Here is a 12,494-nt window from a genome sequence, read left to right as displayed (position 1 = left end):
GACAGGGCCCATGCGGATTCGAGTGCGGCGCACCGGCGGTTTCGCGGGCATCGAGCGGTCGGCCGAGGTGGACACCTCGGCCCTGCCGGACGCGGCGGAGTGGCACACCCTGGCGGTCACGGTCCTGGAACAGGGCGACGGTGACGGCCGGGGGGTGCCGGACGGCTTCCGGTACGAGATCACGGTGGACGACCGGACGGTCCGCTGCGGCGACCCCCGGCTGACGGAGGCCCAGCGGTCCCTGATCGCGCGCGTCCTCAAGGAGGGCGCCTGACCCGCTTCCGGCCCGTCGGGGCCGGACGCGGGCCGATCCGTACGCCGGCCCCCTAGAAACCCAGCTTCCGCAGCTGCTTGGGGTCCCGCTGCCAGTCCTTCGCGACCTTGACGTGCAGGTCGAGGAAGACCGGAGTGCCCAGGAGCGCCTCGATGTGCTTGCGGGACTTCATGCCGACCTCCTTGAGGCGGCTGCCCTTCGGGCCGATGATGATGCCCTTCTGGCTGGGGCGCTCGATGTAGACGTTGGCGTGGATGTCGAGCAGCGGCTTGTCCGCGGGACGGTCCTCGCGCGGGATCATCTCCTCGACGACCACCGCGATCGAGTGCGGCAGCTCGTCGCGGACGCCCTCCAGCGCCGCCTCGCGGATCAGCTCGGCCACCATCACCTGCTCCGGCTCGTCCGTCAGGTCGCCTTCGGGGTAGAGCGGCGGGGACTCCGGCAGCAGCGGGATCAGCAGGTCGGCGACGAGGTCGACCTGCTTGTTGCCGAGGGCGGAGACCGGGACGATCTGCTGCCACTCGAAGCCCAGCTCCTTGCCGAGCTGGTCGATGGCGATGAGCTGCTCGGCGAGCGTCTTGGAGTCCACCAGGTCGGTCTTGGTGACGATCGCGACCTTCGGGGTCTTCTTGATCCCGGCGAGCTCCTTGGCGATGAAGCGGTCGCCGGGGCCGAGCTTCTGGTCGGCGGGCAGGCAGAAGCCGATCACGTCGACCTCGGCCCACGTCGTGCGCACGATGTCGTTCAGCCGCTCGCCGAGGAGGGTCCGCGGCTTGTGGAGGCCGGGCGTGTCGACCAGGATCAGCTGCGCGTCCGGGCGGTGCACGATGCCGCGGACGGTGTGCCGGGTGGTCTGCGGCCGGTTGGAGGTGATCGCCACCTTCTGGCCGACCAGAGCGTTCGTGAGGGTGGACTTGCCGGCGTTGGGACGGCCGACGAAGCAGGCGAAACCGGCCCGGTGGACGGCTTCGGATTCTTGGTTGCGAGCGCTCATGGGGGCCATTCTCCCCGATGCGCGGCGGCCTCACGTACCCAGAGGGGTCATCGGGGCCCGGCGGCCGCCCTGCGCCGCCGTACCCGGAGGCCCGTCAGGCCCGCCGCGGCGCCGAGTACGACGAGCCCGGCGGCGGCCCACGGCACGGCGAGGAACGACACGCGGCCGGATTCCCGCACGTCGGTGGCCGTCGCCGTCAGGGTCACCTCCCCCCGGTCGAACTGCGGCGATCCCGCCCAGCGCTCGGTGAGGCGGATCTTCTGGCGGGGCAGCAGCTCGGACGGGACCCCCGCCGACGCGCGCTCGAGGAGGGTGCGGCCGAAGAGGCCCTCCGCCCGGAGGGCGACGCGGGGGTTGAGGGTGACGTTCCCGCGGTTGTGCAGCGTGTACGAGATGAGGGCGCTGCTCTCGCCGGCACCGGGCACGAGGGGCCTGTCCTGGTCGAGGGTCACGTCCTCGACGGCGAGTGCGGGCATGGTCGGACCGTTGACCCGGAGGTAGACCCGGGCCCCGACGGCGCGCTGCACACCGACGGCGACCGCCCCGGCGCCGCCGGCGGCGACCCGCTCGTCGAGGGCGACGACGGCACCGGGATGGTCGCCCGGCTCGGCGTCGGCGGGGACGGCGAGGGTGTAGGGGACGGTCACGACGGAGCGGGCGGGGACGGTGACGCGGGTGCGCTCCGGAGTGATCCATGCCCCGGCGCCGGTCTGCTTCTCCTGGCGGCTGCGGACGGCGAAGCCGCCGTCCCGCTCGGTGTTGTAGGCATCGGCTCCGTAGACCAGGAAGGTGAGGGGCGCGCCGGTCTTGTTGGCGACGGTGACCTGGTCGGTCACGGTCGTGCCGGGATCGGCGGACAGGTAGAAGTAGGGACGGCTGCCGAGCTCGGAGGCGGCCGGGTAGACGGCCCACTCCCCGTTGTCGGCGGCGTCGGCGGAGGGCGCGCCGAGCAGCAGCAGGGCGGCGGCGAGGACGAGGACGCGGAGCTTGCGCACGGTGCGGGATCCCTGGGGTCGGGGCGGGCCGACCGGGTGCGCGCCCGGCCCGCCGTTCTGTTGTGGGATGTGGCCCGGTTCCTACCGGGTGGGCGTCAGCTCAGGGTCAGGGTCAGGACACCCGCGTACGTACCGGGGGCGGTGAACGCCGGCACGTCGAGGGAGACCTTCGCGTCGACGGTGAACTCGCCGCCGGTGACCGTGCCGTTCGGGGTCGTGGCGAGGGTGGCCCCGCCGCTGCCCACCGTTCCGGCCGAGCCGGGTACGCAGGTGCTGGGGCTGCCCGCTTTGGTGGTGCAGGACGGCGTCCAGCTGAGCCCGCCCGCGCCGATGGAGCCGCCCGCGCCGGTGAAGTCGGTGACCTTGCCGGTCAGGGACCAGCCCGCGGGGCCGCCGCGGAAGTCCTTCACCGTCACCGTCTTCAGGTCGCCGGTCACGGCGCCGCCCTGACCGAAGTCGACGGACGACAGCTGCACGGCGTCGCCGGCCTGGGTCATCGACAGCGCGCCCGCCTTCACGGCCGTGCTGAGCTTCTGGCTGTTCGGCGGCTGCGGGGTGTCGTCGACGACGGTGTACGCGACCGGTCCGGCGCCCTTGTCCGGGTCCCAGGCCGTGCCCTCGTACGCCACGACGCCCGTGGTCGCCTTGTCGTTGACCATCAGCCGGGCGGCGAACCCGCCCTCGCTGTCGGTCGTCACGGTCATCCGGTCGGCGGTCTCCGCCGCTCCGGACCGGCCGACGACGGTGACCTCGGCGAGCGGGGTGAACTTGGCGCCGGTGACGGTGACCCGGACGCCGGGTGCGCCGGAGGCCGTGCCGAGCGAGATGTTCCGCTCGTTCGCCCCCGGCTGCGGGCTCGCCGTGACCGTCTCGGAGACCGGTGCGGGCGGGTTGGTGACCGTACAGGGGGTGTCCAGCTCCATGAGGTAGCTGGTGTGGATGTTGTAGTCGCCCGGCGACAGGGTGATCGCGCCGGGCGACGTGACCGTGAACGTGCCGGTCATCGAGAACGGCGGGAAGGCGCCCTTGCCGGGGACCGGGTCGTTCTTCTTGGGCCCGGTGACGGTGACCGCGCCGGACTGGGCGCCGCCGAGGACGACCTTGCCGCTCGGGGTCATGATGTCGGCCGGCAGCGCCAGGTCGACCGGGTTGGAGGCGGCCGGCTTGGTGACCTTGTAGGTGACGGTGACCGTCTCGCCGACCTTCGGGGTGGGCTTGTCCACGGTGATCTGGGCCGTCGTGGTGCCGTCGATCGGCGGGATGCCCGCGATCGGCGGCGGCACGCAGTGCGTGGGGAAGTCCACCGCCTGGGAGGCGGTCGTGGCCGCGCCGGCCGGGCCGGCCAGGGCGCCGCCGGTGGCGACCGCGAGCGCGGCGACACCGAGGGCGGCGGTCAGACGCCGTCTTCGCGGTGGGGTTCGGAACAGTGCCATGTGTGCCCCTCCTGAGGGATGAGAGGGCGCCATTGACGGCTGCTCGCCAGAAGAAGTCAATGCCGTCGAAATCCATCGACTGATGACCCATCAGATACTGTCAAGATCACCTCATGGGAGCGCGTTCGCCCAGGTCAGCACGGATACCGGCGTCGCCTGGGGCGACGCCGGACGGTCACGCGAAGAGCACTCGGGGGGCCTACGGGGCGGCGGGGGGCCGCGAGAGGCCGGCGCCGGCCGGGGCGGTCACCGGGCCGCCGTCCCGGCGGCGACGGCGAGGGCGGCCGCGGGACCGCTCCGCGCGGCCCTGAGGGTGGCGGTTCCGGTCGCGGCGAGGGCCGCGCCGGTTCCCGAGGTGACGCCTCCCATGGGTCGTACCCCTTCCGGTGAGGCACGCAGGGGTGCGGACGCTGCGTGAGGCGTGGATCTGACGGCCCGTCGGACGAACCGCTGCCATTGACGCGCACCGGACCGGGGATGGCAAGAGAATCTCCGCCGGTTCCTCGCGGAGGCGCGGACCGGGGCGACGAGGAAGGGGGGCCGGCGTCCTCGCCGGGCCCCCCTTCGATGCCGTTCCGTCTCTCAGCCGGCCGTGACCGCCGCGCGCAGCTGCCCGTCGGGGCCGGCGAGCAGCACCGGGGTCTCCGGGCCGCCGAGGTCGCGGACCGCCGCGCGGTCGGCGTCCGAGGCGGCGTCGGCGGTCGAGACGACGGCCGCGGCCTCCAGGGACCGGGCGCCACTGGCCACGGCCATCGCGACCGCGGTCTGCAGCGCGCTGAGCCGGAGCGACTCCAGGGCCACGGTGCCCGCCACGTACGTGCGGCCGGTCTCGTCGCGCACCGCCGCGCCCTCGGGCACACCGTTGCGGGCGCGGGCGCTGCGCGCCAGCGTGATGATCTTGAGGTCCTCGGCGCCGAGGTCGCCGTGGTCGCTGCTGAGTGTCATGCCATGAGCATAGGTCGGGGCTGCGTTCAGCCCTGCGCGGCCTTGGCGAACTTCTCGACGACGACCTTGGCCACGCCGTCGAAGTCCTTGTGGCCGGAGGCGTTGGCAGGGACGTGCGCGAACCGGGTCAGGCCGGTGCCCTGGGCCGCGACGAGCACGTTGGACTCGGCCGTGATGTCGTACTCGGCGATGTTCAGCTTCATGCGGAAGGCCTGCACCTGCTCGGCGCCCTGGGGAGCGGTGAGCTTCTGCAGGGTGATCTTCATCTTCATTCCCTCCATCTCCCCGGTGAAGCCGGTGCAGGTGTCCAGCGCGGTGCCGATCGCCTTCACGTGGTCGGCTGCGCCGGTGCCCGGGAAGGTCAGGACCTGCTGGTCGAGCGTGGAGTCGCCGTTCCCGCGCTCGAAGTGGGCCGAGGCGCCGGTCGTGGCGCCGGCGACCTTGTTCGCGAGCAAGGTCGTGAGCGGTTCGCACGCCGGCTTGTCCGTCTTGTAGGTGGCCTGATCCGACCCGGCCTTGCCGGCCTTCCAACCGGACGGCAGGTCCTTCGCCTCCAGCACCGCGGCCTTCATCGCGTCGGCCGTCAGGGGCACGGCGGGCGCGGCCGAGGTCGGCTCGGCGGCGGTCGTCGCGGTGGCGGGCTTGTCGGCGCCCTGCGCGGCGTCGCCGTCGGAGGAGCCGCCGCAGGCGGCGGTGAGGGAGAGCGCCGAGACGGCGAGCACGGCGACCAGGCCGTGACGTATGGGCGTGCGCATGCTGAAGGAACCTCTTCAGGACGTGAGGTGACGGGATCGGGAGCGCCCGCCGTCGCGTGGGGACGGCGGAACGGCAGGAGGATATACGGCACCGGTGACATCACCGGGACCGGGCGGCGACGCCCTGCCGACCCTCCGGCGACCCGGCCTCGCCGTCAGCCCGCGACCGGGAACATCGCCCCGCGGCGGCCCTCCGGCGAGACCAGCCACTCCAGCTTCGCCGCGGTGTCCGCCTCCGGCAGGGGCGTGTGCATCACGATCGACAGGTCGGGCCGGGCCGGGACCCTGAGCTGGGTGGACTCGAGGATCAGCGAGCCGACCAGCGGATGCTCCAGCTCCTTGCGGATCTGGCCGCCGGGCATGATGTCCCGCCGCTCCCACAGCGCGGCGAACTCCGCGCTCGCCTCCTTCGCCTCCTCGACCACCGCCCCGAACCCCTCGTCGTCCGGGCACTCCGAGCACGCGGCCCGGAACTGCGCGACGACCTGCGGGGCCAGCTGGTCCCAGCCACCCGCCCGGGAGCGGTAGAGGGGGTCGGTGAAGAAGGCGATGAGGCAGTTCTGGGAGATCTCCGGACGCATCCCGAGGACGATCGCGGCCGAGTCGTTGTACATCACCGTGTTCCAGTACGCGTCGATGATGTGCGCCGGGAACGGCATCCACGCGTCGATGAGCCGCTGGAGCCCCGCGCACATGTCGCGGGCCCGCGGATCGACCTCCGGGGCGGGCGGGTTGAGCCCCGCGAGGACGTACAGGTGGCGGCGCTCGGCGGGGCTGAGCCGCAGCACCCGGGCGACGGAGTCCAGGACCTGCGGCGAGACGGTGATGTCCCGGCCCTGCTCCAGCCACTGGTACCAGGAGACCCCGACGCCCGCGAGGACGGCGACCTCCTCGCGGCGCAGACCCGGGGTGCGGCGACGGGCGCCGCCGTCGGGCAGCCCGGCCTCGGCCGGCGTGACCCGGGCCCGACGGCTCATCAGGAACTCGCGCAGTTCGGCGAGTCGGCGCGTCTTGGCGGCTTCGCCCTCGACCGCAGTGACCACGTGCGTCCTCCCCCTGGGCTGCCTGGTGGTACCACCAACAGGATAAGTTCCCGCTCCCCACGGTTGTTCCCGTGCGCCGAGTGTGGTGGTCATGGCAACCGACACCACGACCGCATCCGCTCCCCCCGCACCCGCCCCGCCCCTGACCTCCCGCTCCCGGCTCATCCTCTTCGTGCTGTGCGCGGCCCAGTTCATGGTGGCGCTCGACTTCTCCGTGCTGAACGTCGCGCTGCCGGTCCTCGGCGCGGACCTCGGTCTCGACCGGTCGGCGCTGCAGTGGGCGGTGACGGCCTTCGCGCTCCCGTCCGGCGGCTTCCTGCTGCTCTTCGGCCGGACCGGAGACCTGTACGGCCGCAGGAAGGTCTTCCTCGCCGGTCTCGCGCTCTTCGGCGCGGCCTCCCTGCTCGCCACCTTCGCCTGGGACCCCACGTCGTTCCTCGCGGCCCGCGCCCTGCAGGGACTCGGCGCGGCGGCCATCGTGCCGACCGGCATGTCCCTGCTGACCACCACCTTCCCCGAAGGCCCGCAGCGGGACCGGGCGCTCGGCATCTCGGGCACCCTGCTCTCGCTCGGCTTCACGATCGGCATGCTGCTGGGCGGTGTCATGACGGACACGCTGGGCTGGCGCTCGACGATGGGTCTGCTGACCGCCTTCACGCTGGTCGTGCTGCCGCTGGCGCCGGGGCTGCTGCCCGAGTCGCGCACTCCGGACCGGCCGCGGCTCGACGTGCCCGGGGCCGTGACGGTGACCGGCGGCCTGCTCGCCCTGATCTACGCCCTGTCCACGGCGGCGGAGCGCGGTTTCGGCGGCGCCGACGTGCTGGTCACTCTGGTGTCCGGGGTGCTGCTGCTCGGCGCGTTCGTGGTCGTCGAGTCACGGCACGCCGCACCGCTGGTCTCGCTGCCGATGCTGCGGCGCCGGACCGTGGCCTTCGGCAACCTGGGCGGACTGGTGACCTTCTCGATGATGTCGACGGTCATCTTCGTCCTGACCCTCTACCTGCAGGACACCCTCGGGCTGTCCGCCTTCGGCACCGGCGTGGTCTTCGGTGTGCAGGGGCTGTTCTCGGTCCTCGCCGGGACGCTGGCGCCGAGGCTGATCGGGCGCTTCGGCCCGCGTCGCGCCCTGGTCGGCTCCCTGTCGGGCCAGGGCGCGTTCGTCGCGCTGCTGCTGGGCCTGGGCAGGGAGTCGGGTGCGCTGCTGGCGACGGTCGCCGTCTCGCTGGCGAGCATGTGCCACCTCGTCGCGATCATCTCGTACGGACTGACCGTCACCTCCGGCGTCCCGGACGAGGAGCAGGGTCTGGCGACCGGGCTGGTCACCACGACGCAGCAGGTCGGGATCACCGTCGGCATCCCGCTGCTGGGCGTCCTGGCCACGACGGGCGGCGACCTCTTCGGCGGGGTCCGGACGGTGCTGGCCGTGGACGCGGCCGTCGTGGTGGGGGCCGCCCTGCTGGTGGCGGTCGGGCTGCGCGGCCGCAGGGCGTGAACTACGCCCGGTCGAGGCGGAGTCGGACCGCGCGCGGGAGGCCGGCGACCACCAGGTCGTACGAGTCCTCGACGAGCTCCCGGACCATCCGGTCCGGGAGTTCGCCGACGGTCACCGTGTTCCAGTGGCGCTTGTTCATGTGGTAGCCGGGGGCGATGGCCGGGTGCTCCTCACGGAGCCGTACCGCCTCCTCCGGGTCGCACTTGAGGTTGACCCGCAGCGGCTCCGCGTCCAGCGCGGACAGCGCGAACATCTTCCCGGCGACCTTGAAGACGGAGGTCTCCGGGGTGAACGGGAACTCCTCCGTCGCGTCGTTGAAGTCCAGGCAGAAGGCCCGCAGCTGTTCCGGCGTCATTCCGCTTCCTCCTCCGGTACTCGCTCCGGCTCCACCAGGACCGTCACGATCTTGTTGCGCCGGCCCGCCGGGGACTCGGCCGTCAGGCGCAGCGATCGTCCGTCCGGCAGCTCCACCACGGAGGTGGCGCCGGCGATGGGCACCCGGCCCAGCGCCTTGGCCAGCAGGCCGCCGACGGTCTCGACGTCCTCGTCGTCGTACTCGTCCGGGCCCAGCCCGTAGAGCTCGCCGAGGTCCCCGATGTCGAGGCGGGCGGTGACCCGGTGGCGGTCCTCGCCCAGGTCCTGGACCGGGGGGAGTTCGCGGTCGTACTCGTCGGTGATCTCACCGACGATCTCCTCCAGGATGTCCTCGATGGTGACGATCCCCGCCGTGCCGCCGTACTCGTCGATGACGACCGCGACGTGGTTGCGCTCCTGCTGCATCTCGCGCAGGAGGTCCCCGGCGTTCTTGGTGTCCGGGACGAACGCCGCCGAGCGCATCGCGGTGGAGACCAGGTCGGCCTCGGACTCCCGGTTGATGTGCGTCTTGCGGGCCAGGTCCTTCAGGTACACGATGCCGACGATGTCGTCCTCGTTCTCGCCGGTGACCGGGATCCGGGAGAAACCGGAGCGCAGGGCCAGCGTGAGGGCCTGGCGGATGGTCTTGTACCGCTCGATGCAGACGAGGTCGGTGCGGGGCACCATGACCTCCCGCACCAGGGTGTCGCCGAGCTCGAAGACGGAGTGCACCATCCGGCGCTCCTCGTCCTCGATCAGCGACTCCTGCTCGGCCAGGTCGACCATGGCGCGCAGCTCGGCCTCGGAGGCGAACGGGCCCTTGCGGAAGCCCTTGCCGGGCGTCAGCGCGTTGCCGATGAGGATGAGGAGCTGCGGGATCGGGCCCATGATCCGGGCGAGCGGCAGCAGCACGTACGCGGCGGCGGTCGCCGTGTTCAGCGGGTGCTGGCGGCCGATGGTGCGCGGCGAGACGCCGACGGCGACATAACTGACGAGCACCATCACGACGATGGCGACGAGCAGTGCCTCCCAGGTCTCGGGGAACGCCTCCAGGCAGGCGTACGTGACGAGGACCCCCGCCGCCATCTCGCAGGAGACGCGGACGAGCAGCGCCACGTTGAGATAGCGGGTGGGGTCGGCGGCGACCTGGGCCAGCTTCTCGGCGCCGCGCCGCCCCGAACGCACGGCCTCGGCCGCCCGGAAGGTGGAGACGCGGGCGAGACCGGCCTCGGCGCAGGCGGCGAGCCAGGCGACGACGACCAGGGCGACCGCACCGAGGATCAGCGAGGCGTCCATCGGGGGCTCAGGAGACGGTCGGCGCGGGGGACGGGCCGGTCAGGCCCTTGTCCGCACGCCAGCCGTCGACGATCGCCGCCTGGAGGCCGAACATCTCGGCCTTCTCGTCGGGCTCCTCGTGGTCGTAGCCCAGCAGGTGCAGCACTCCGTGGACGGTGAGGAGCTGGAGCTCCTCGTCCATGGAGTGCTGCGTCGGGGCGTCCTTGCCCTGCTGGGTGGCGACCTCGGGGCAGAGCACGATGTCCCCGAGGAGCCCCTGCGGGGGCTCCTCGTCGTCCTTCGTCGGCGGGCGCAGCTCGTCCATCGGGAAGGACATGACGTCCGTGGGACCGGGCAGGTCCATCCACTGGATGTGGAGCTGCTCCATCGCCTCCGTGTCCACGACGATCACCGAGAGCTCGGAGAGGGGGTGGATGCGCATCCGCGCGAGCGCGTAGCGGGCGATGTCGAGGATCGCCTGCTCGTCGACCTCGGTACCGGACTCGTTGTTGACGTCGATCGACATGGTGCTCGTGTGCTACTTCCCGTTGCGGCTGTCGTACAACTCGTACGCGTCGACGATACGGCCGACGAGCTTGTGCCGGACGACATCCTGCGACGTGAGCATCGAGAAGTGGACGTCCTGGACGCCGTCCAGGATGTCGCGGACCTGGCGCAGACCGCTCTTCGTGCCGCCCGGCAGGTCGACCTGGGTGATGTCACCGGTGATGACGATCTTCGAGTCGAAGCCGAGGCGGGTGAGGAACATCTTCATCTGCTCGGGGTTCGTGTTCTGCGCCTCGTCGAGGATGATGAACGCGTCGTTGAGCGTCCGGCCTCGCATGTACGCCAGCGGCGCGACCTCGATCGTGCCCGAGGCCATCAGCTTCGGGATCGAGTCGGGGTCGAGCATGTCGTGCAGCGCGTCGTAGAGCGGCCGCAGGTACGGGTCGATCTTCTCGTAGAGCGTGCCGGGCAGGAAGCCGAGCCGCTCGCCCGCCTCGACGGCCGGCCGGGTCAGGATGATCCGGGTGACCTGCTTGGACTGCAGGGCCTGGACCGCCTTGGCCATGGCCAGGTACGTCTTGCCGGTGCCGGCGGGGCCGATGCCGAAGACGATCGTGTGCTTGTCGATCGCGTCGACGTACCGCTTCTGGTTCAGGGTCTTGGGGCGGATGGTCCGGCCGCGGCTGGAGAGGATGTTCTGCGTGAGCACCTCGGCCGGGGTCTCCTGGCCTTCCTCCCCCTTGCCGTTCTCGCTCGCCCTGAGCATGGCGATCGAGCGTTCCACTGCGTCCTCCGTCATCGGCTGCCCGGTGCGGAGCACCAGCATCATCTCGTCGAACAGGCGCTGGATGAGAGCGACTTCCGCCGCCTCGCCCACCGCGCTGACCTGGTTGCCCCGGACATGGATGTCGGCTTCCGGGAACGCCTTCTCGATCACACGGAGCAGCGCGTCACCGGAGCCGAGGACCGTCACCATCGGGTGCTTGGCGGGGACGGTGAAGTGGGCGCGGGTCTCGCCCGTCTCGCCATTGCGGGCTGTGGGTGTCTGAGTCATGGGCCGGCACTGTGGCCTGCGCATACCTCCCGTTGAAGGGTTCTCGCTGCTCGACAACCTCTCGGATACCAAGCCTACGACTTGGCGCCGACAAGACCGAAGCCTTTTACCGGCTCAGGCGCTCCGCCGGAAGCCGATGGTCGGCACCGCGCGCCGCAGCGGCCAGGGGCGGGTGGGAGCCGGGAGGAGGCGCTCCAGGAAGGCGTAGCGGCTGCTCAGGGCCGCGGGGTCCTGGTGGGCGTGGCCCTGGACGTGCTGCCACCAGGCGGCGATCTCGCCCCAGGTGGGGGCGGAGAGCGAGCCGCCGAACTCCTGCACCGACAGGGCGGCGGTCAGGCCGGCGAAGGCCAGGCGGTCGGCGAGCGGCCAGTCCGCGAGCGTGCCGGTGACGAAGCCGGCGACGAAGACGTCACCGGCCCCGGTGGGGTCGAGGGCGGAGACCTGGATGGCGGGGACCTCCGCGGTCTCGCCGGTGGCCCCGTCGACGGCGTAGGCGCCTTCGGCACCGAGGGTGACCACGGCGTAGCGGACCTTGTCCGCCAGTGCGCGGGCCGCGGCGCGCGGGCAGTCGGTGCGGGTGTACCGCATGGCCTCCTGCGCGTTGGGCAGGAAGGCCTCGCAATGCTCCAGGTCGGGGAGTCCGGCCAGGTCCCAGCGGCCGGTGTCGTCCCAGCCGACGTCGGCGAAGACCGTGGCCCCGCCCCGGGCGGCCTGGGCCACCCAGCCATCCTCGCGGCCGGGCACCAGGGAGGCGACCGCGGCGCGCGCGTGGGGCGGGTAGGCGGGCAGGGCCCCGTCCAGCGGCGGGGCCTCGTGGCCGTGCGAGACCATCGTGCGCTCGCCCTCGTAGGCCATGGAGACGGTGACCGGGGAGTGCCAGCCGGGCACCGTCCGCGAGAGGGACAGGTCGATGCCCTCGCCCTGCTCCAGGGCGTCCCAGCAGTACTCCCCGTAGTGGTCGTCGCCGAAGGCGGCGGCGAGGGAGGTGCGCAGGCCGAGGCGGGCGAGCGCGGTGGCCATGTTGGCCACCCCGCCGGGGCTGGAGCCCATGCCGCGGGCCCAGGACTCGGTGCCGCGGACGGGCGCGCTGTCGAGGCCGGTGAAGATGATGTCGAGGAAGACCGTGCCGGTGAGGAAGACGTCGCAGTCGGGGTCGGTCGGCTCCCGCAGGCACACCAACGGGTCGACTCCGGCCTCGTGTTGCTGGTCTCCCTCTGGTGTGGTCACGGCAGGCTCCCCGGTCGTGGTGCGGTTCAGCCCAGTGTGCCCGATGGGGGCCCCGTGACGGAGGTGGCGCCGCCTGCGGGAGCACGCCATTACCCGTCGCCTCCGACCCCAAACGCAAAGTGACCCGGATCACTGTCCGAATCGGG

14 protein-coding genes are annotated in these 12,494 nt (G+C 72.2%); 2 read left to right on the top strand and 12 right to left on the bottom strand.

All coding sequences use genetic code 11. From position 1 onward, the window contains the following. Positions 1-10: 10 nt before the first annotated feature. Positions 11-274: a protealysin inhibitor emfourin gene (locus tag ACE1OA_RS23290; RefSeq protein WP_384867333.1), complete on the top strand. Its 264-nt coding sequence runs from the start codon at positions 11-13 to the stop codon at positions 272-274. 52 nt (positions 275-326) lie between these two features. Here ACE1OA_RS23290 and era read toward each other — a convergent pair whose 3' ends face one another. The 7 genes from era to ACE1OA_RS23255 form a co-directional block, all read right to left on the bottom strand. Next, on the bottom strand, positions 327-1,277 hold the full coding sequence (era, locus tag ACE1OA_RS23285) for a GTPase Era (protein WP_384867331.1): 951 nt from the start codon (positions 1,275-1,277) through the stop codon (positions 327-329). Positions 1,278-1,315: 38 nt separating this feature from the next. Then, positions 1,316-2,263, bottom strand: coding sequence for a WxL protein peptidoglycan domain-containing protein (locus ACE1OA_RS23280; RefSeq protein WP_356598639.1), 948 nt, complete (start codon positions 2,261-2,263; stop codon positions 1,316-1,318). A gap of 95 nt (positions 2,264-2,358) precedes the next feature. Next, positions 2,359-3,696 (bottom strand): beta-xylosidase, encoded by a 1,338-nt coding sequence (locus ACE1OA_RS23275; protein WP_432753308.1) that lies wholly within the window; start codon positions 3,694-3,696, stop codon positions 2,359-2,361. 246 nt (positions 3,697-3,942) lie between these two features. Beyond that, positions 3,943-4,065: a hypothetical protein gene (locus tag ACE1OA_RS23270; RefSeq protein WP_432753307.1), complete on the bottom strand. Its 123-nt coding sequence runs from the start codon at positions 4,063-4,065 to the stop codon at positions 3,943-3,945. A 213-nt stretch (positions 4,066-4,278) separates the two neighbouring features. Then, entirely contained in the window at positions 4,279-4,641 is a 363-nt protein-coding gene (locus tag ACE1OA_RS23265; protein ID WP_356598645.1) for a cytidine deaminase, read from the bottom strand. 26 nt (positions 4,642-4,667) lie between these two features. Beyond that, positions 4,668-5,396 (bottom strand): hypothetical protein, encoded by a 729-nt coding sequence (locus tag ACE1OA_RS23260; protein ID WP_432753306.1) that lies wholly within the window; start codon positions 5,394-5,396, stop codon positions 4,668-4,670. 155 nt (positions 5,397-5,551) lie between these two features. Continuing rightward, on the bottom strand, positions 5,552-6,373 hold the full coding sequence (locus ACE1OA_RS23255) for a helix-turn-helix transcriptional regulator (protein ID WP_356599169.1): 822 nt from the start codon (positions 6,371-6,373) through the stop codon (positions 5,552-5,554). A 157-nt stretch (positions 6,374-6,530) separates the two neighbouring features. Here ACE1OA_RS23255 and ACE1OA_RS23250 point away from each other — a divergent pair, with 157 nt between their 5' ends. Then, the gene (locus ACE1OA_RS23250; protein ID WP_356598649.1) at positions 6,531-7,931 is read left to right on the top strand and encodes an MFS transporter; all 1,401 of its coding nucleotides are present in this window, start codon (positions 6,531-6,533) and stop codon (positions 7,929-7,931) included. A 1-nt stretch (position 7,932) separates the two neighbouring features. Here the strand turns inward: ACE1OA_RS23250 and ACE1OA_RS23245 are convergent, their stop codons facing one another. The 5 genes from ACE1OA_RS23245 to ACE1OA_RS23225 form a co-directional block, all read right to left on the bottom strand. Further along, positions 7,933-8,286 carry an MmcQ/YjbR family DNA-binding protein gene (locus ACE1OA_RS23245; protein WP_384867320.1) on the bottom strand — a complete coding sequence of 118 codons (354 nt, stop codon included), beginning with the start codon at positions 8,284-8,286 and terminating at the stop codon, positions 7,933-7,935. Continuing rightward, positions 8,283-9,581, bottom strand: a complete 1,299-nt coding sequence (locus tag ACE1OA_RS23240; protein ID WP_384867318.1) for a hemolysin family protein — start codon at positions 9,579-9,581, stop codon at positions 8,283-8,285. Before ACE1OA_RS23240 ends, ACE1OA_RS23245 begins: the two co-directional genes overlap by 4 nt. Positions 9,582-9,588: 7 nt before the next feature. After that, positions 9,589-10,086, bottom strand: a complete 498-nt coding sequence (gene ybeY, locus ACE1OA_RS23235; RefSeq protein WP_356598655.1) for an rRNA maturation RNase YbeY — start codon at positions 10,084-10,086, stop codon at positions 9,589-9,591. A gap of 12 nt (positions 10,087-10,098) precedes the next feature. After that, a complete protein-coding gene (locus ACE1OA_RS23230; RefSeq protein WP_356598657.1) occupies positions 10,099-11,121 on the bottom strand; it encodes a PhoH family protein in 1,023 nt (340 codons plus the stop codon). 114 nt (positions 11,122-11,235) lie between these two features. After that, complete coding sequence (locus tag ACE1OA_RS23225) at positions 11,236-12,348, bottom strand: carbohydrate kinase family protein (RefSeq protein ID WP_356598659.1); 1,113 nt, start codon at positions 12,346-12,348, stop codon at positions 11,236-11,238. Positions 12,349-12,494 lie beyond the last annotated feature (146 nt).

The organism is Streptomyces sp. JL2001 (genome assembly GCF_050917515.1).
Lineage (GTDB): Bacteria > Actinomycetota > Actinomycetes > Streptomycetales > Streptomycetaceae > Streptomyces.
This window is presented reverse-complemented; position numbering and strand designations above follow the sequence as displayed.